Origin of the sequence: Paenirhodobacter populi, assembly GCF_004022215.1 — a bacterium.
In the GTDB taxonomy this organism is placed as follows: domain Bacteria; phylum Pseudomonadota; class Alphaproteobacteria; order Rhodobacterales; family Rhodobacteraceae; genus Rhodobacter; species Rhodobacter populi.
This window is the reverse complement of record NZ_SAUZ01000012.1, coordinates 1-18,474: the sequence shown is the minus strand read 5'-3', so window position 1 is coordinate 18,474 and position 18,474 is coordinate 1. Positions and strand designations below refer to the sequence as shown.

Below are 18,474 nucleotides of genomic sequence, written 5' to 3'. Positions count from 1 at the left end.
CGCTGTGTGCGTTGGAAGCAACGATGCGGGGACTGTGCGGCGCGATGGAGTCGCCATCACTGTGGTCCCGGGGGATACTCTCCCCGAAACCACCGGCCTTGCCACCGTCCCAGCGGAACGGACCGGCGACGCGCCTGGGGCATCGGACGATATGGACCGCATCATCGCAGATTCGGGCGGCGGCGAACCCCTTCACCGCCAAGTTTATCGCAGGCTGGTGACGGCCATTGCCTCGGGTGCGCTTGCGCCCGGATGCAAGGTGCCGTCCTCGCGCGAACTGGCGCGCGAGATGAACGTTTCGCGCAACACCGTGGTGCTGGCCTTCGAGCAGCTCATCACCGAGGGACATCTGGTGGCAGTGACCGGCTCGGGCACCTTCGTCGCGGGTTCGGTCTCTGCGGTCGGGGTCCCAGCCGGAGCCGCCGTAGACACGTTCCATGCTCCCGACATGTCGCGCGTCACGGCACAGATCGCGCGGATGTCGGCCGAGAACTCCGCCCATGTTCCTGTGGCGGCGCCCTTCCGGCCTTTCTTTCCGGCGCTGAAGGACTTTCCCCTGCCGATCTGGCAGCGCATCGGCAATGATGTCTATCGCCGGTTGCTGCGTCACAGCGACCTGATGGGCGAGAACGACCCGGCGGGCCACCTGCCGCTGCGCGAGGAAATCGCCCGGCAGATGATCCTGCGGGGCGTGCGCTGCACTGCGCACAACGTGATCATCGTCGACGGCACGCAGCAGGGCGTGGACACCGCCTGCCGCTTGCTCCTGCATGCGGGCGACGCGATCTGGTGCGAGGATCCGGGCTACCCCGGTGTTCGGACCAGTGCGGATGCCATCGGCGCGCGGATCGTCGACGTGCCCGTGGACAGCGCGGGCATGATGGTGCAGCACGGCATTGCCGATGCGCCGGGCGCCCGCGTGGCCTATGTCACGCCGGGAAACCAGTTGCCCATCGGCGCGGTGATGACGACCGAGCGGAGGGCAGAACTGCTGGCCTGGGCACGGGCCGCCGATGCCTGGATCATCGAGGATGGCTATGACAGCGACCTGCGGTTCGACGGCACCGTCTCGACCACGATCCAGGCGCTCGACGGAAATCAACGGGTCATCTACCTGAACACCTTCACCAAGACGCTGTTTCCGGCGCTTCGGCTTGGCTATGCGATCGTGCCCGATGCGCTCGTCCAGGCCTTCGTGCGCATGCGGCAGGTGGGCAGCAGGTTTTCGCCCTTCATGTCGCAGGCGGTGGTGGCGGAATTCCTCCGCCGCGGCCATTTCGCGCGCCATCTGCGAAACATGCGCGCGCTCTACGGGCATCGACACGAGGTGTTGCAAGCACAGGCTGCGCGGCATGCGGCCCCCTGGCTCAGACTGCGCCCGGCGGTGTCGGGCATGCAGGCCTCAGGGCGGCTCTGCCCCGGGCTCGACGCGCAGGATCTGGCGGCGCTGGCTGCGGCGCACGGGCTCGTCGTCACGCCGGTAACGCGGTTTTCGGGCACACATGCGCGCGACTACGCCGATCAGGTGATGCTCGGCTTTGGCGAGTTTGACGACCGGACGCTGGAATCCGGGATGCAGGCGCTTGGCCGGCTCCTGTCCTCCCGGTACAGCGCGTGCGCCCGCGCCTCTAAGTGAAAGCAGACCCCCGCGTTCGCGTTCGGAAAAGCGGAAGGGACAGTTGATCGGCGGATACCATCGGCGGGCCGATCGGCCCGTCCGGCGGGATTTGCGCCAGCAGGTCCGGCACGCCGAACAGGCCCTCAAAGCCCCGGAAACGGCGAAGCGCATCGGCCAGGAATAGATGGTGTTCCGGTTCCAAGGCTGTTCTGCGAACTGAATACCGTGGTTGGGAGCAACGCGCTGTTGGAGGTTATGGCGGCCTGCGCCACCTTCAAATTGTGCAGCAGGTGGCCGCAACTAGGTGCTTACGGTTCTGTGGCCCCCTCCCCCTCTTTCTCAAGCAGACCCCGATCAACCGGGTTCGTGATGTCGCGGAAGGCCGTGTCGGAGGAGACTCTGTAAGCTTTGCTCATTTCGAGAATGTCAATTTCCCTCAAAGCTATCCAGCAGCCGGTTGATCACGGCGTGTTGACGTTCGCTGAACGTCTCGCCCGCCACGGCGTCCCACTAGCATGTCTTGTGCAGGACGTTGCCCAGAACCTCTTCGGTGCCGTCAGGGGTCCGATCCAAGTACCGGAGGAACCAGTCGAGCCAGCCAGTGATGTCCAAGCCCCGGGTACCGGAATTGCTCCGCGGCATGAGGCCCGGAGTCTGCAACGATCCATAAGGAAGGGCGGTCAGACAATGCTGCGGAGGTCCATCACACGATGACCTATCCCACGACGCCTCCTTCATCCGGCATCCCCATCGCTGTTCCTGACATGCGCGAGAAGGCCTTCACCATTGCCGCGGATATCGAAAATCAAAGCATTCCGAGCCTCGACGCCATCCGACGCGCGTAGCGCAGCGACAATCCTTTCATGCGGATGCGGATCCCAGTTCGGCGGAATCCCCGCATCATAGAGATGCGACAAGAGAGGCCCGCATCGCATCCAGAGATTAAAGACCAGCGCCAGGGCCACCGGCTGATTGGCGATCTCGCAGAGCTTCAGATGAAACTGGGTATTGCACCCAATGGCCTCGCTGAAATTGTTCATGTTCTGGGCCGCGATCATGGCGAAATGGATCGCCTCGAGTTCATCGATCCCCTCTTTCGAAGCCACAGTGGCGGCAGTCAGCGCCGCATCCCCTTCGAGCTTCTCCCGAATACTGCGGATCTCCATCAGCACCGCGCGCGTGATATGCGGCACGCAGACACGGCTGCGTTCGTCCAGCTCAAGCGCGTGTTCCGCAATGAGCCGCATCATCGCCTCGCGCATGGGTGTCGGGCTGATTCCAAAGCTTTTGGCGACAGGCCGCAAAGGCAGGAGGGTCCCGGGCTTCAGCTCTCCGCGCATGAGGGCCGTTTGCAGCACCTGATAAGCCTGTTCTCCCAGACTCTGCTTCTGAACAGGCCGTATCCAGTTCGGGGATTCATCCATGACAGGGCTCCAAACCCACACTCCTCACATACGTTCTTGACTCCACTGTAATTACACGTAACAAATAACATGTATCAAGCGGCATCCGCGCTGACGGAGGAGCGTAAGCGCGGTGCTCGGAGGGGGGACAAGAGAACATGACATTTTTCAAGTGGTGCTTTCCTTTGGAGTGGTGACCTTCGCGCCGCCCGCGATCAGTCATGTGACACCTTAGCACTCAAGGCGCGGATCTCGGCAAGATAGTCGGACAATCCAAAACCGCAGACGCGGCTTGCCCTTTTCAGGCAAGCCGTCTGCCCGCTCATGATCCGTTCGGGCCATGAGGCGGCGTCTTCACATCCATTGATACCCAAACACCTGATCCGCGGACCCCAGTTTGCGGACAGCGCACGCATGAAATTCGCATATTGGGAGGAAAATATGCACATCAGACACCTGCTTCTGAGCGCCGCGCTTGGCGTTGCAATGGCCGGCAGCGCGCTCGCCGATGTCAAGATCGGAGCCCTGTATCCGTTCAGTGGCCCGCTCGCGCTGCTTGGCGATGAGAGCGCCCGCGGCCTCGAGATCGCGGTCGACCAGATCAATGCTTCGGGCGGCGTGCATGGCGAAAAGGTCGTGCTGGAACGTGGCGACGCCGTGGACAACAATCAGGCCATCGGCGAGGCGCGCCGGCTGGTATCCCTCGTTGGCGTCAAGGCGGTCTTCGGCACCTATTCTTCGGCCCGGGTCATCGCTGCATCGCAGGTGACGGATCTGGCAGGCATTCCCTATTTCGAACTGGGCGCCGTGGCGGACGAGGTTACGTCCCGCAATCTGAAGTATCTCTTCCGCACCAATCCGACGGCCCTCCACATGGGGCGCGCGGCAATCGACATGCTGGCAGAAAAGATCGCGCCGGGTCTGGGTAAAGATCCGAAAGATCTGAAGATCGGCATCATTTACGAAGATAGTTCCTATGGCACGTCTGTCGCCGGGCATGAGGCGGCATACGCCAATGAACGCGGCCTTACCATCGTTGCGAAATCCGGCTATCCGGCGAACACCGTCGACATGTCCTCGCTGGTTCTCGAACTACAGGACAAGGGCGCCGATGTGGTGTTGCAGACTTCGTATCAGAACGACTCTGTTCTGTTCCTCCAGCAGGCGCATGAGGCGGGCTACAAGCCACTCGCCATCATCGGCGGCGGCGGCGGCTACTCGATGCAACCGACGGCAGATGCCGTGGGCAAGGATATCATCGATGGCGTATATGATGTCGACTTCACTCAATACGCGGTGAACACCGAAGCCACCCCCGGACTGGCCGAGTTCGTCGCGGCGTATCGCGCCAAATATGGTGCCGAACCGCGCTCGGGCCATTCGCTCGCCAATTATATGGGGGCGCTTGCGATACTTCAGGCAATCGACGCGGGCGAAGGCTTCGAGCCAGACCAGATCGTCGCCGCCGCCAAGGCGATCGACATTCCCGATGGCACCACGGCGACCGGTTTCGGCGTCAAATTCGACGAGACGCACCAGAACGAGCGCGCCTGGATGATGGGAATGCAGTGGCAGGATGGCAAGCTCGTCACGGTTTACCCCGACAAGGCGGCTGTCGCGCCGATGCGCTTCCCCGTCGCGAACTGAAACTGACGGGGTGGCTACTCGCGCCACCCCGCTACAGGGAAACCGACATGACAACGTTCCTGCAAATTCTGGTCAACGGCCTGATGCTTGGCGGACTTTTCGCCATCGTCAGCATCGGTCTGACGCTGATCTTCGGTATCGTGAAGGTCGTCAACTTTGCCCATGGCGAATTCCTGATGGCCGGGATGTTCATCACCTGGCTGATCACCACCCGTCTTGGCCTGCATCCTTATGCGGCGGTGATCATCGTGGTGCCTGCGCTCTTTGTCATGGGCGCACTGACGCAGAGACTGCTGATCCAGCCTCTTATGTCGGCCAGGGATGACCACGTCCAGATCTTTGCCACCGTCGGCCTCTCGACGGCGCTGATCAACCTCGCACTGCTGATTTTCGGGGCGGATATCGCCAATACCCCAGCTCATGGCCTGCGCGCCCCGATCAGCCTGGGCCCGGTCCGCGTGTTGACGGGTCAACTCTATATCTTCGGCGCGGCGATCGCGCTGGTCGTTGCGTTGCATCTGATGATGAAGCACAGCCAGATCGGACGCGCGATCCGCGCCGTGGCGCAGAACCGCTCGGCAGCCGAACTGATGGGCATCAACGTCAATCGGATCTACATCCTCAGCTTCGGCATCGGCGCCGCCTGTGTCGGGCTTGCCGCCGTCCTGATCGCGCCGCTCTATCCGACGTCATCGAACATCGGCACCTATTTCGTCCTGACGGCCTTCGTGGTGGTGGTGCTCGGCGGGCTTGGATCCATCCCGGGCGCGTTCTTTGGCGCGCTGCTGATCGGCATGCTGGATGCCCTGTCCGGTTTCTACATCGGTTCGGACCTGCGCGAAGCCGTCGTTTTCGGCGTGTTCCTCGTGATCCTGATTCTCAAGCCGTCGGGCCTGTTCGGCAACCGGCGCGCCCTGTCCCATTTGTCCTGAGGTCGTCCCATGAGCTCTTCTCCGACCCTGAGCCTGCCCGGCGGCCGCAATGCCGCCCTGTTGCAGGGAGCCGGCTTCACGGCGATTCTGGCAGCCTTGCTTGTCGTGCCTTTGGCGATCGGCAATGATTTCGTCACCCATATCTTCATCACCATGTGCCTCATGGCCGCGCTGTCGACAGCCTGGAACCTTGTGGGGGGCTTTGCGGGCCAGATGTCGCTTGGCCACGGCGTCTATTACGGCATCGGCGCCTATGCCGGCGTGATCCTGATGAACATGGGCATCAGCCCCTGGATCGGCATGTTCGCGGGCGGGTTGATCGCCATGGTGGTCGGCGTTGTGATCTCCTACCCCTGCTTCCGGCTGAAAGGCCCGTTCTACTCGCTCGCCTCCATCGCCTTTCTTGAGGTGTTTCGCGTTCTGGCGCTTCACTTCTCATCCCTGACCGGGGGGGCGACCGGGCTGATGATCCCGCTCAATCTTGGCTGGACATGGATGGTGTTCCGCGAACGGTGGCCGTCGCTCGTCATCATCTTCGGAATGCTGCTCGTCACGCTCGCCGTGGCCGCGGCCGTGCGCCGCTCGCGGCTCGGCTTTTATCTCATCGCCACGCGCGAACGGGAATCGGCTGCGCGCGCGGCCGGCGTGCAGACGGTCAGGGTCCGGCTGATTGCGGTGGCCATTTCGTCCTTCCTTTGCGCCATGCTCGGCACCTTCCATGCGATGTATCTGACCTTCATCGAGCCGGCGGCGATGTTCTCGCTCACCTTCTCGATCCAGATCGCCATGTTCGCCCTGATCGGTGGTCTCGGCACGGTGCGCGGCCCGCTTCTGGGTGCGGTTCTGCTGGTGCCGATCACCGAATGGGCCCGCGCTGTGCTCGGCGCCTCGGCGCTTGGCCTGCATGGCTTCGTCTATGGATCGGTTCTGATTCTCGTCGTCCTCTTCATGCCGAACGGCATCATTGGCTTTCTCTCCCGCTACGCCGGCAAACAGAATGCCGAAGACGCCGCCCCCGCCACAACCCAGACCGACACGATCAAGGCTCCCGCCACCCCCTTGGTCCCGCCCGCCCCTGATCGCGCGGGCATCGGGGCCGACATCATGCGGGTCGAACACCTGAACAAGCATTTCGGCGGCCTGCATGTCACCCGCGATATCAGCTTCACCCTGCGCGAAGGCGAGATCCTCGGCCTGATCGGGCCGAATGGCGCGGGCAAGACGACGCTTTTCAACATGCTCTCGGGGTTCCTCTCGCCGGATAGCGGCAGCGTCTCGCTGCGCGGACCGGATGGCAAGTTCCACACCCCGGCAAATCCCGCCGACTTCGCAGCGCTCGGCATGGGACGCACCTTCCAGATCGTGCAGCCTTTCGCCGCGATGACGGTCGAGGAAAACATCATGGTCGGCGCCTTCTATCGCCACCACGATGAAAAGGCTGCGCGCGAAAGCGCCCGCGAGACCGCATGGCGCATGGGTCTGGGGCCGCTTCTCAATTCCGAGGCACGCGGGCTGACCATCGGCGGCCTGAAACGCCTCGAGGTTGCCCGCGTCATGGCGATGGAGCCGCGCGTGCTGCTCCTCGACGAGGTCATGGCCGGCATCAACCAGACCGACGTGCGCCGCGCCATTGATCTGATGCTGTCGATCCGGGACAGCGGTGTGTCCATCATCGCCATCGAACACGTCATGCAGGCGGTCATGTCGCTCTCCGACCGGGTGATCGTGCTCGCGTCGGGGGAGGTGATCGCCGAGGGAGACCCGCGTGACGTCGTGCGCGATCCCCATGTCATCGAAGCCTATCTGGGCAAGGAGTTTGCGGATGCTCAAGCTTGAGAACATCCACGCGGGCTATGGCCCCACGACCATCCTTCAGAATGTCAGCCTTGAGGTGAAGGAAGGCGAGATCGTCACCATCGTCGGCGCGAATGGCGCCGGCAAGACAACGACCCTGCGCACCATTGCCGGGCTGATCAAGCCGAAACAGGGTTCTATCAGCTTCTGCGGCGAAGACATCACCCGGTTGCGCGGCGACCAGGTCGTTGATCGCGGCATCACGCTGATCCCCGAGGGACGCCAGCTCTTTGGCGACATGACGGTGCGGGAAAACCTGCTGATCGGCGCATTCCGCGCCGCCGCGCGGGCAAACCATGAACGCCGTCTCGACGAAGTTCTGTCGATCTTCCCCCGCGTGCGCGAGCGGCTCGATCAGGCGGCGGCGTCGCTGTCTGGCGGGGAACAGCAGATGGTCGCCATCGCGCGCGGCATGATGGCGCAGCCGAAGATCCTGATGTTCGATGAACCCTCTTTGGGCCTCGCCCCGATCGTCGTGTCGCAGGTGTTCGACATCGTCCGCCAGATCGCGGGCACCGGCACGACGGTGCTGATCGTCGAACAGAACGTCTACACCACACTCAAGGTCGCCGATCGGGGCTATGTCCTTGAAAACGGCCAGATCGTTCTGGAAGGCCAATCCGAGGCGCTTCTGAACGACGATCACATCCGCCAAGCCTATCTGGGAATCTGAGACATGCCGAACATGAATGAATCGGATCTGCGCACCCGGCCATCCCATGCGGGACGGCGGGTTCTGGTCACGGGGGCGGCGCGCGGCATCGGTCGGGCCATCGCGCTCGGCTTTGCGGAACGCGGCGCAACCGTGGGAGTATGCGACCTCGCCCCCGAGGCCGTCGCCGAGACTGTAAATGAAATCAACGCCCGGGGGCTGGGCGGCGCAATCGCTCTCACCTGCGACGTCGCGGATTATGACGGGCTCAGCGCGGCGATAGCGGCGGCGGGTGGCGCCTTCGATACCGTCATCAACAACGCCGGCATCTCGCCAAAACATGACGGCATCGCCAGCAAGGTATGGGAAATGGAACCGGCCGAGTGGCGCCGGGTCGTCGATGTAAACCTTACCGGCACGTTCAACGTGATCCGCGCCGTCACGCCATCGATGATCGAAGCGCGGCGGGGCTGGATCGTCAACACCTCTTCCGTCGCGGGTCAGACCTATATGGCGCTCGTGGGCTGCCATTATGCGGCGACCAAATCCTCGATCATCGGCTTCACCATGCATCTCGCGGGGGAACTCGGCCCCTACGGCATTCGGGTGAATGCCCTCGCGCCGGGCCGGATCGAAACGCCCATGGTGCGCGGCGTCGCCCCCGAGGTGAATGCCGAGCAGGTCCGACAGACCCCCATGGCCCGCCTCGGCCAGCCAGAAGAGGTGGCCGATGTCGCACTTTGGCTGACGTCGGCGGAATCGAGCTTCGTCACCGGCCAGACCGTCGATGTCGCCGGCGGCCTTCTCATGACCTGAGGGCAAAATGATTACCGGACATACGAAACTCTACGGCATCGTCGCCGACCCGATCGTCCATGTGAAAACACCCGAAGAGATGAACGCGCTTTTCGCGGCAGAAGGCATGGATGCCATCCTGGTCCCCATGCATATGCGCCCCGAAGGGCTTGAGGCGTTCATGACGGCGGCACGCGAAATGCGCAACCTCGGCGGCTTCATCGCGACCGTTCCGCACAAGCCCGCGTGCCTCGCCTTCTGCGACCGTCTCGTGGGGGATGCGGAGGCCATAGGTGCGGTCAACGTCATTCGCCGGGAGGCGGATGGCACGCTGGTCGGCGCGATGCTGGACGGCAGGGGCTTCATCAGCGGACTGGTTGCCGCCGGGATAGATGTCACGGGCATGGACAGTTGCCTTCTCGGAGCGGGCGGAGCGGGTGCCGCCATCGCTTTCGCGCTCGCGGAGGCGGGGGTCGCCAGACTGACGATCGTGAACCGCTCGCACGACAAGGCCGCAGACCTCGCCCGCCGCGTGGCCGAGCGTTACCCGGGCGTCCAGGTCACCGCGGGCGAACCGCAAACCGCGCGCCGCGATCTGGTCGTCAATGCAACCTCCCTTGGCCTGCGGGCGGGGGATGCGCTCCCCCTCGATGACCTGTCGTTCCGACCGGGTCAGATCGTCAGCGACGCGATCATGGAACCGGCCGAGACCCGCTTTCTGGCCGAAGCCCGTACCAGGGGCGCCCGCATCCAGACCGGCCGCCCGATGCTCAAGCACCAGATCCGCCTGATGGCGGAGCATATGGGCGCCCTGCCCCTCGCAGGCTGACCCGACGCACTCCAGGAGAGATCAGATGACCAACCCTCTGCCTGACCAGGCCCGCTTCGACTATGTCATCGTCGGCGGCGGCACGGCAGGCTGTATTCTTGCCGAAGCGCTGAGCCGGTCGGGGCGCAACAAGGTGCTGATGTGCGAGGCGGGCGGCGAGGCGCGTTCGCCATGGATCCGCATTCCCGCCGGGTTCTACAAGCTCCTGACCAATCATCGCTACAACTGGGGTTTCTGGAGCGCCGAAGAAGCCGCAACCGACAATCGCCGCATCGCCATTCCGCGCGGCAAGGGGCTGGGCGGCTCGACGCTGATCAATGGCATGATCTACGTGCGCGGCCAGCCCGGCGATTATGACCTTTGGCGGGACAAGGGCTGCGCGGGCTGGGGATGGTCCGACGTGCTGCCGCATTTCAAGGCACTCGAAAACTGGACCGGCCCCAATCCGGATGGGCTGCGCGGTTCGTCGGGACCATTGCCGATCAACGAGGTCGTTGAGCAGAACGATATCGGCAGGGCGTTCATCGCCGCGGCAGAGCAGCTCGGCCAGCCCTTCAACCCGGATTACAACGGCGCATCGCAGGAAGGCGTGGGCTGGTATCAGGTCAACCAGAAGCGCGGCGAGCGCTGGTCGGCCGAACGTGCCTGGCTTGCTCCGGCGCGCGGACGCGACGGACTCACCGTGGCGACAGATACCCGGGTGACGCGCATTCTTCTGAACGGGCGGCGCGCGACCGGCGTCAAACTGCTGCAAAATGGCCGCGAACTGACCATCCACGCCCGCGAGGTGATCCTTGCCGCCGGAGCCATCCAAAGCCCGCAACTTCTGGAGCTTTCGGGCATAGGCGACCCGGCAAGACTGCGGGCTCTCGGGATCGAGACGGCCCATGCCCTGCCCGGCGTCGGCGAGAACTACATCGACCATTTCTGCACCCGCATGAGCTGGCGCGTATCGCAACCGGTCACGCTGAACGAACTCACGCGCGGGCCGAGCCTCGTGGCGCAGGTGCTGAAATATGCCCTCGCCCGTCGGGGCGTGCTGACCTATGGCACGGGGCTCACCCACGCCTTCCTGCGCTCGCGCGAAGATGTGGCCCGTCCCGATGTGCAATATTTCTTCATGCATGCAAGCTACGCCAATGCGGCAGAGCGCAAGCTGGACCGCGCCCCCGGCATGACGCTTGGCGTGACCCAGTTGCGGCCGCAATCCCGCGGCTCCATTCATGCGCAGTCGCCCGACATCGCACAGCAGCCGCGGATTGTGCCGAATTTCCTCGACCACGAGGAGGATCGCCGGGCCATGATCGACGGCATGAGGCTCGGCCGCAGTCTGATCGAACAACCGGCGATGGATGGCTTCCGGGTGTCCGAAATCGCGCCGGGGACCGGGTGCCGGACGGATGCGGACTGGCTCTCTTTCGCGCGGGCCAACGGTCAGACGATCTATCACGCCATCGGCACCTGCAAGATGGGGGTGGACCCGATGGCCGTCGTGGACCCGTCGTTGCGCGTTCACGGCATGGCCGGACTTCGGGTGATCGATGCCTCGGTCATGCCCGAGATGGTTTCCGGCAACACGCAAGCGGCCGTGATGATGGTCGCGCACAAGGCCGCCTCGCTTCTCGCGGCAGAGACACCCTGACCCGCTCATATCCGAAGACTGGAGAAACGAATGTATCCGCAAATCACATTGCTCATCGGTGGCGAACCGCGCAATCAGGGCAGCGCCGGCGAAATGCGCCTGACGAACCCCGCGGACGGCACCGAACTTGCGGTCATCCCAAAGGGTGGCCGTCCCGAAGCCGAAGAGGCGGCACGCCTCGCCCTCGATGGTTTCGGGGAATGGTCCGCCGTTTCACCGTTCGAGCGATCAAAGGTGCTGCGCCGGGCCGCGGACCTCATGCGCGAAAGGGTCGAAGAGGCGGCGCGCGTCATGGTGCTTGAACAGGGAAAACCCCTTGCCGAGGCGCGCGGCGAATGGCTCGGGTCGGCGGATCTGCTCGACTGGTTCGCGGAGGAAGGGCGGCGGATCTATGGCCGGATCGTGGCTGGCCGTGCGACGAACATGCAGATCAACATCCTGAAAAAGCCGGTGGGGCCGGTCGCGGCGTTCACACCGTGGAACTTCCCCGCCTGGAACACGATGCAGAAGGTCGCCCCGGCGCTTGCGGCGGGCTGCGCGGTGGTGGTCAAGCCTTCTTCCGAAACCCCCGGCACCGCCTGGATGATGGCCCGCGCGCTGCTGGATGCCGGTTTGCCGAAGCGGGCCTTCTCGCTCATATGGGGCGCCACCGCGGACCTTTCCGATACGCTGATCCGGGCTCCCGAAATCCGCAAGGTCTCGTTGACCGGTTCGACGCGCGTCGGCCGGATCGTCGCCGCGCTGGCGGGCGAGCATCTGAAGAAGGTCACGATGGAACTCGGCGGTCATGGCCCGGTGATCGTGGCGGCGGATGCGGATCTTGATCGCCTCATCCCCCTCGCCGTGCAGTGGAAATTCCGGAATGCGGGGCAGGTCTGCGTCTCACCCACACGGTTCATCGTCGATGAAAGGGTGCATGACGAATTCGTCAGCCGCATGGCATCGGGCGCGGCCGCGCTGAAGCTGGGAAATGGTCTTGATGCAGGGGTCCAGATGGGACCGCTGACCTCGAAGAACCAGATGAATACCGTGGCCGGGATGGTCGAAGATGCCGTGGCCAAAGGTGCGATCATCGAAACCGGCGGGGCGCGTGTCGGCAATGCGGGCAACTTCTTTGCCCCCACCGTGCTGAGCGGCATGACGCCCGACATGCTGGCAATGAACGAGGAGCCGTTCGGCCCGCTGGCGCTGGTGATGCGCTCGACATCGCTTGACGCCGCGCTCGAAGAAGCGAACAGGCTGCCGGTCGGACTTGGCTCCTATCTCTTCACCCGCTCGCTTTCGGTGGCGCATACGGTGCAGAACACGATCAGGGCCGGCATGCTCGGGATAAACCATTTCGCCCTCGCCTTGCCAGAAACACCCTTCGGCGGCGTGCTCGATTCCGGTTTCGGCTCCGAAGGTGGCACAGAGGGGCTTGACGCCTATCTGACCACGATGACAGTCACCGCTGCGCTTTAAGCGCCTCGGGTCCGGGGAACGCCCCGGACCCGCCCCCCCATCGAACGCCTGCCGGAGGATGCCGCATGGCCCAAGCACAATTGTTCACTCCCCTGCGGATCCGCAATCTTGAACTCGCGAACCGGATCGTGATCGCTCCGATGTGCCAGTATTCGGCCACCGACGGCTGCATGAACGACTGGCATCTGACCCATCTTGGCGGATTGGCGCAATCTGGCGCGGGACTTCTGACCATCGAAGCCACCGCCGTCTCGCCCGAGGGGCGCATCACCCCGGCAGACCTGGGCCTTTATGACGATGCCACCGAAGCCGCGATGGGGCGCGTTCTCGAGGGCGTGCGGAAGTGGTCCGACATGCCCATCGCCCTGCAACTCGCCCATGCCGGCCGCAAGGCCTCGTGCGAAGCACCGTGGCGCGGCGGCCGGCAGATCGCCCCTGATGCAGCCGGCGGCTGGCAGACGGTCGCCCCCTCGGCTCTGGCGTTCGATCCGGAAACGGTGGCGCCGACAGCGCTTGACAGCGAGGGGCTGCAACGCATCCGCGACGGCTTCGCACAGGCGACGAGGCGGGCCGCACGGCTCGGGATCGACGCCGTGCAGATCCATGTGGCGCATGGCTATCTGCTGCACACCTTCCTCTCGCCCCTTTCAAACCACCGGACCGACGCCTATGGCGGCAGCTTTGAAAACCGGGCGCGTTTCCCTCTGGAGATCCTCGATATCGTCCGGGAGGCCTTTGCCGACAAAGCGGTCAGTGTGCGGATTTCGGCCACGGACTGGGTTCCCGGAGGGCTGACCATCGATGAGACCGCGGCCTTTTCCGCCCTCGCCGAAGCGCGGGGGGCGGATGCGATCAATGTCTCCACCGGAGGGCTCCACCCCGGGCAGAAAATCCCTCTTTCGCCCGGCTATCAGGTTCCTTTCGCCCGCGCCGTGAAGGGCGCGACGAACATTCCTGTCGTGGCGGTCGGGCTGATCACCGAAGCGGAGCATGCCGAAGCCATCGTCGCCACGGGCGATGCCGACATGATCGGGCTCGCGCGCGGGATCCTTTACGATCCGAGATGGCCCTGGCATGCCGCGGCGCATCTCGGTGCGCAGATCAAGCCAGCGCCGCAATATCTGCGCTGCCAGCCCGCGCGCTACAAAAGTCTGTTCGTCAACTGATATCGGTTTGTGGCGGCGCATCTGCCCGCGGCACTCCCCGGCGCAATTGCGCGGCAAAAGCCTCGGCGACGTTGGAACGCGCACGATTGACGGGTTCGAGCAGGTAGAGCGAGCGCCACAGATCAAGATCTCCGAGCGGAATAAACCGGATCGCCGGATCGCCGAACAAGGCCACCGCATCATGGGGCAGCAGACCAACCCCCAGACCCGCCCGGATCATGCAAAGCTGGGCGATGGTGGAATCCGCATGCAGCCCGCTTTCCAGCAATCCGGGGGGCAAGTCCGGCACCGCCGACAAAAGCTGTTGCGTGCCGGTGTTGTGGTCAAGCGTGATGACCTCCCCCTCCGCGATATCCGCCAGATTCACCGCATCGCGCCCGGCCAGCCGATGGGTTCTTGCGCAGGCGAGGCCGAAACGGTCCCGTGTCAACAGGGTCTGCGTGATGTCGGAACTCACGCTGGCGCGCCCGGCCACGGCGAGATCCAGCTCACCCTCCCGCACCAGTTCGGCCAGATGTTCGGCGATGTCGTCCCGGAGCCGCACCCTGACGCCCGGATGCGCCGCCCGAAACCGCGCAAGCGCCGGGCCCACCAACCCGGTGATCGCCGACGGCGCCGACCCCACCGCCAGAAAGCCCGCCTCAAGTCCCGCAACCGCGCGCGCCCGGCTGATCGCGCGGTCAAGCTCGGCCAACAGGGGTGCGGTGTCCTGAAGAAGCGACAGTGCAAGCGGCGTCGGCGCAGGCGGCCTCTGACCGCGATCGAAAAGCGGCGCCCCAAGCGCCTCCTCAAGCTGGCGCACCGTTTCAGTCAGCGCCGAAGGGACAACGCCGAGTTCCGCCGCCGCCCGACTGAAACTGCCATGCGTGCGGATCGCTTGCAGCACCTGAAGATGGCGCAGATTTATATTCAGATTTTCAGAATTTATCTTCATAACGTTCTAATTCTACGAAGCTTAGGAATGTGGTTCAAGAGGCCAGACACGACCATCCAGATGACTGGCCCCAGATGACCGACCAAAGCCCTATCGACATGATTTCCCCGTTCCGCAGCGCCTTGAGCGCGGCCGGTTTTCTGGGCGAGGTCGAAACCGACACCGCGCTGCGCTCTGCGATGTCGACCGACAATTCCGTCTATCAGATCATGCCGGATCTGATCGTCGCCCCCGTGGATGCGGCGGACCTTGTCCGGCTGGCGGCCGTGCTCGACACTCCCCCCTTCCTCACCCTGCCCGTAACGGCGCGCGGCGGCGGCACCGGCACCAACGGACAAAGCCTCAACCGGGGCGTCATCGTCGATCTGCGCCGCCATATGAACAGGCTGATGGGCGTCAATACCGAAAAGGGATGGGCCGACGTTGAACCGGGCATCGTGCTTGACGACCTGAACGACAGGCTGCGTCCGACAGGCTGGTTCTTCGCGCCCGAAACCTCGACTTCGAGCCGATGCACAATCGGTGGCATGGTCAGCACCGATGCCTCGGGCAAGGGCTCGCGCATCTATGGCAAGACCAGCGACAATATCATCGGCATCGAACTCGCCCGCGCCGAAGGGCTTTTGTCCAGCATGGAGAGTCCCCCCGGCTGGGCGGTCGCGATGCTTGCCGGTGCCGAGACGGCGGCACGCGCCGGGCGTGCGGCCTTCATCGCCCACACCCCGCGGCTCAACCGTCGGTTCACCGGCTACGACCTTGAACGCGCCTGCCCGCCCGAAGGCGGGTTCGAATGGTGGCGCCTGTTTCTTGGCTCCGAGGGCACGCTCGGGCTGATAAGCCGGATCCGTGTCAAGTTGCGCAGGATCGAGGCCGGGAAACGTCTGATCGTGGTGGGATTTGACAGCTTCCGCAATGCGCTCGCGGCGGCGACACCCCTGATTGACGCCGATCCGACGGCGGTCGAAGTGATGGATGAACGTGTTCAGGCCATCGCCGAAAGCGCGGGCATCTTGCGACGCTTGCCCAGAACGCTTCAATCACTGCCGGGCCAGAAGATCGCCTACGTCTTTGTCGAAATCAACGGCGACGATCCCGCCCTGCTTGACCTAAGGGTCAATCACTGCCGCCAGATCGTTGCGGGCCTGCCCGGAGCCGGAGCGACGCATGTGGCCGCTGATCTTGATGAAATCCGTGATCTGTGGGCGATCCGCTCGGCGGGTGTCGGCCTTCTTGGCAAGGTGGATGGCCCCGCGCGCCCCGTGGCCTTTGTCGAAGACTGCGTCGTGCCCCCGGAAAACCTGCCCGCCTTTGTCGACGAGTTTCTGGCCGTGCTGACGCGGCATGACCTCGGCTTCGGCATTTATGGCCATGTCGATGTCGGCTGCCTGCATATCCGCCCGGCCCTGAACATCGACGCCGACGCAGACCGCGAAAAGCTTGTCGCCGTGTCTGATGCCGTTTTCGCCCTTACCCGCAAATATGGCGGCATTTTCTGGGGAGAGCACGGCAAGGGCGTGCGCGGAGCCTATCTGCGCGACTGGATCGGAGCCGAGGCCTACGGCGCGCTTCAGGGAGTCAAGGCGGCGTTCGACCCGGCGGGGCGCTTCAATCCCGGCAAACTGGTCAGCCCGCGCGATGACATCATGGGTATCGCGACGACGCCGTTTCGCCCGTTCAACGCGCCCGATGGTGATCCGCTGACCCGCGCCTTTCGCTGCAACGGCAATGCCCAGTGTCTGAGCTATTCCGAAAAGACGCCGATGTGTCCGTCGTTCAAGGCCACGGCGGATCTGCGTCACAGCCCCAAGGGCCGGGCGGACGCGCTGCGCGCATGGCATGTGGCGAAGCGCTCCGGCGCGGTTTCCCCCGAAATGGAGGCTGATCTTCTTGGCGTTCTCGACGGTTGCCTCGGCTGCAAGGCCTGCGCGTCGAGCTGTCCCGTTCAGGTCGATATTCCGACGATGCGATCCGCATTTTATGCCGATTACTTCGCGCGTCACCGGCGCAGCATTGCGGATCAGCTGACACTTCTGGCGGAAAGGTCATCGCCCGCGATTGCAGCGTTTTCGCCCCTGTTGCGTCCGGTCTGGCCTTTGCTGGCCCGCCTCGGCGGCGCTCTCGTCGGCTCCGTCGATCTGCCGGGCAGGATAGCCCCCCGCCCTCCCGCCGATCTGCACCTTTCGGAAGCCGAGCTGGAACGTGGTTCTCTGCCGGACGGCACGGTGATCCTCGTGCAGGATTGGTTCACCGCCCTGTTCGACCCGGACCTGCTTGCGGATTTCGTTGCCGGCTTTTCCGCGCTTGGTCTGCGTCCTCGGCTTCTGGAGATGCTTCCGGCAGGCAAGGCGGCACAGACGATGGGCGATATGGTCCGCTTCAGGCAGATGGCCACGCGGCTGAACGCGCGGCTGCAACTGGCCGGGCGGACCGGAAGGCCGCTGATCGGCATGGATCCGGCCTTCGTCATGCAATTGCGCCAGGATTACCCCAAGGCCGGTATCCATCCCCCAGCCGTTCAGCTGCCACAGGAGTTTCTTGCGGCGGAGATGGCCGCAGGGCGGATCGCCGCGCGCCCCCTGAAAAGCGGCAAAGTGCGGATCATGTCACATTGCACCGAGGCGACGGGTGCCGCCAATGCACCCGCTCTGTGGAAAGAGGTTTTCGCGGCGCTTGGCATCACGGCTGAGGCACCCGCCACCGGGTGCTGCGGCATGGCGGGCTTGTTTGGCCATCAGACGCGGCATCAAACGGTTTCGCGCAAGCTGTTCGACATGTCCTGGCGACGCCATACCGAGGACGAAACGCCGCTCGCCGCCACCGGCTTTTCCTGCCGCTGCCAGACCGGACGGCTGAGCGGACGATCATCCCGCCATCCTCTGGGTTTACTGGCGCAAGCGCTGGCGGGATGAGGCCGCGCAGACGGCCGGAGAGCGCGCGAAGGAGGAAACCGCACCTTCTGGCTGTCATCCCCAATCGTCTCCACAGCGATGGGGCGGTGACGCCGGCGCACCTTCGGGAACATTTTCACGCCCTGGCCGGGTGGAGCGGGGCCGCGCCCGCTTTTTCAGCGCGGCACGGCCCCGGGAGCGCGATCAGAAATGGATGGCCCGGCCGTAGGCGTCGAGGACGGATTCGTGCATGGCTTCCGAGAGCGTCGGATGCGGGAAGACGGTCTCGATCAGCTCCGCCTCGGTCGTTTCCAGCGTGCGGCCGATGATGTAGCCCTGGATCAGCTCGGTCACCTCGGCGCCGACCATGTGGGCGCCCAGAAGCTCTCCGGTTTTGGCGTCGAACACCGTCTTGATCAGCCCCTCGGGTTCGCCAAGCGCAATCGCCTTGCCGTTGCCGATGAAGGGGAAGCGGCCCACCTTGATCTCATATCCCGCGGCCTTGGCCTTTTCCTCGGTCATGCCCACCGAGGCGACCTGCGGGCTGCAATAGGTGCAGCCGGCGATGGCGCCCGGCTTGATCGGATGCGGATGGCCGCCCGCGATCAGTTCCGCCACCATGACGCCCTCGTGGCTGGCCTTGTGCGCAAGCC

The 18,474-nt window shown here is 64.3% G+C and carries 13 protein-coding genes and 1 pseudogene; 11 read left to right on the top strand and 3 right to left on the bottom strand.

Going from position 1 to position 18,474, the window contains the following annotated elements; genetic code table 11:
* Positions 1-151: 151 nt before the first annotated feature.
* A complete protein-coding gene (gene pdxR / locus D2T30_RS10990; protein ID WP_128208909.1) occupies positions 152-1,636 on the top strand; it encodes a MocR-like pyridoxine biosynthesis transcription factor PdxR in 1,485 nt (494 codons plus the stop codon).
* Positions 1,637-2,352: 716 nt separating this feature from the next.
* Here pdxR and D2T30_RS10985 read toward each other — a convergent pair.
* Positions 2,353-3,042, bottom strand: coding sequence for a GntR family transcriptional regulator (locus D2T30_RS10985; RefSeq protein WP_128186266.1), 690 nt, complete (start codon positions 3,040-3,042; stop codon positions 2,353-2,355).
* A gap of 393 nt (positions 3,043-3,435) precedes the next feature.
* On the opposite strand from D2T30_RS10985, the gene D2T30_RS10980 reads away from it, so the two are divergent.
* The 9 genes from D2T30_RS10980 to D2T30_RS10945 all read left to right on the top strand — a co-directional run bounded on the left by D2T30_RS10980 (position 3,436) and on the right by D2T30_RS10945 (position 13,999).
* Positions 3,436-4,668, top strand: a complete 1,233-nt coding sequence (locus D2T30_RS10980; protein ID WP_241651243.1) for an ABC transporter substrate-binding protein — start codon at positions 3,436-3,438, stop codon at positions 4,666-4,668.
* A gap of 47 nt (positions 4,669-4,715) precedes the next feature.
* The gene (locus D2T30_RS23340; protein WP_128270197.1) at positions 4,716-5,600 is read left to right on the top strand and encodes a branched-chain amino acid ABC transporter permease; all 885 of its coding nucleotides are present in this window, start codon (positions 4,716-4,718) and stop codon (positions 5,598-5,600) included.
* Positions 5,601-5,609: 9 nt separating this feature from the next.
* Positions 5,610-7,436, top strand: a complete 1,827-nt coding sequence (locus D2T30_RS10975) for a branched-chain amino acid ABC transporter ATP-binding protein/permease (protein WP_206612917.1) — start codon at positions 5,610-5,612, stop codon at positions 7,434-7,436.
* Positions 7,423-8,127: an ABC transporter ATP-binding protein gene (locus D2T30_RS10970; protein WP_128208908.1), complete on the top strand. Its 705-nt coding sequence runs from the start codon at positions 7,423-7,425 to the stop codon at positions 8,125-8,127. Before D2T30_RS10975 ends, D2T30_RS10970 begins: the two co-directional genes overlap by 14 nt.
* Positions 8,128-8,130: 3 nt before the next feature.
* On the top strand, positions 8,131-8,922 hold the full coding sequence (gene fabG / locus D2T30_RS10965; RefSeq protein WP_128208907.1) for a 3-oxoacyl-ACP reductase FabG: 792 nt from the start codon (positions 8,131-8,133) through the stop codon (positions 8,920-8,922).
* A gap of 7 nt (positions 8,923-8,929) precedes the next feature.
* Positions 8,930-9,730: a shikimate dehydrogenase family protein gene (locus tag D2T30_RS10960; protein ID WP_128208906.1), complete on the top strand. Its 801-nt coding sequence runs from the start codon at positions 8,930-8,932 to the stop codon at positions 9,728-9,730.
* A 25-nt stretch (positions 9,731-9,755) separates the two neighbouring features.
* Complete coding sequence (locus tag D2T30_RS10955; protein ID WP_128208905.1) at positions 9,756-11,372, top strand: GMC family oxidoreductase; 1,617 nt, start codon at positions 9,756-9,758, stop codon at positions 11,370-11,372.
* A 30-nt stretch (positions 11,373-11,402) separates the two neighbouring features.
* Positions 11,403-12,833, top strand: coding sequence for an NAD-dependent succinate-semialdehyde dehydrogenase (locus D2T30_RS10950; protein ID WP_128208904.1), 1,431 nt, complete (start codon positions 11,403-11,405; stop codon positions 12,831-12,833).
* Between the two features lie 65 nt (positions 12,834-12,898).
* Positions 12,899-13,999: an NADH:flavin oxidoreductase/NADH oxidase gene (locus D2T30_RS10945; protein WP_128208903.1), complete on the top strand. Its 1,101-nt coding sequence runs from the start codon at positions 12,899-12,901 to the stop codon at positions 13,997-13,999.
* On the opposite strand, the gene D2T30_RS10940 is transcribed toward D2T30_RS10945, so the two are convergent.
* The gene (locus tag D2T30_RS10940; RefSeq protein ID WP_128208902.1) at positions 13,992-14,933 is read right to left on the bottom strand and encodes a LysR family transcriptional regulator; all 942 of its coding nucleotides are present in this window, start codon (positions 14,931-14,933) and stop codon (positions 13,992-13,994) included. The two genes, D2T30_RS10945 and D2T30_RS10940, sit on opposite strands and share 8 nt — an antisense overlap.
* 74 nt (positions 14,934-15,007) lie before the next feature.
* On the opposite strand from D2T30_RS10940, the gene D2T30_RS10935 reads away from it, so the two are divergent.
* Positions 15,008-17,842: an FAD-binding and (Fe-S)-binding domain-containing protein gene (locus D2T30_RS10935; RefSeq protein WP_128208901.1), complete on the top strand. Its 2,835-nt coding sequence runs from the start codon at positions 15,008-15,010 to the stop codon at positions 17,840-17,842.
* A 183-nt stretch (positions 17,843-18,025) separates the two neighbouring features.
* Here D2T30_RS10935 and D2T30_RS10930 read toward each other — a convergent pair.
* Positions 18,026-18,474, bottom strand: a pseudogene (locus tag D2T30_RS10930) (dihydrolipoyl dehydrogenase); the annotation flags it as partial.

Coding starts and splice junctions, on each gene's coding strand:
- D2T30_RS10940 (WP_128208902.1), bottom strand. CDS start 14,933: ATGAAGATAAATTCTGAAAATCTGAATATAAATCTGCGCCATCTTCAG.
- D2T30_RS10960 (WP_128208906.1), top strand. CDS start 8,930: ATGATTACCGGACATACGAAACTCTACGGCATCGTCGCCGACCCGATC.
- D2T30_RS10985 (WP_128186266.1), bottom strand. CDS start 3,042: ATGGATGAATCCCCGAACTGGATACGGCCTGTTCAGAAGCAGAGTCTG.
- D2T30_RS23340 (WP_128270197.1), top strand. CDS start 4,716: ATGACAACGTTCCTGCAAATTCTGGTCAACGGCCTGATGCTTGGCGGA.
- pdxR (WP_128208909.1), top strand. CDS start 152: ATGGACCGCATCATCGCAGATTCGGGCGGCGGCGAACCCCTTCACCGC.
- D2T30_RS10945 (WP_128208903.1), top strand. CDS start 12,899: ATGGCCCAAGCACAATTGTTCACTCCCCTGCGGATCCGCAATCTTGAA.
- D2T30_RS10970 (WP_128208908.1), top strand. CDS start 7,423: ATGCTCAAGCTTGAGAACATCCACGCGGGCTATGGCCCCACGACCATC.
- D2T30_RS10935 (WP_128208901.1), top strand. CDS start 15,008: ATGACCGACCAAAGCCCTATCGACATGATTTCCCCGTTCCGCAGCGCC.
- D2T30_RS10980 (WP_241651243.1), top strand. CDS start 3,436: ATGAAATTCGCATATTGGGAGGAAAATATGCACATCAGACACCTGCTT.
- D2T30_RS10950 (WP_128208904.1), top strand. CDS start 11,403: ATGTATCCGCAAATCACATTGCTCATCGGTGGCGAACCGCGCAATCAG.
- fabG (WP_128208907.1), top strand. CDS start 8,131: ATGCCGAACATGAATGAATCGGATCTGCGCACCCGGCCATCCCATGCG.
- D2T30_RS10975 (WP_206612917.1), top strand. CDS start 5,610: ATGAGCTCTTCTCCGACCCTGAGCCTGCCCGGCGGCCGCAATGCCGCC.
- D2T30_RS10955 (WP_128208905.1), top strand. CDS start 9,756: ATGACCAACCCTCTGCCTGACCAGGCCCGCTTCGACTATGTCATCGTC.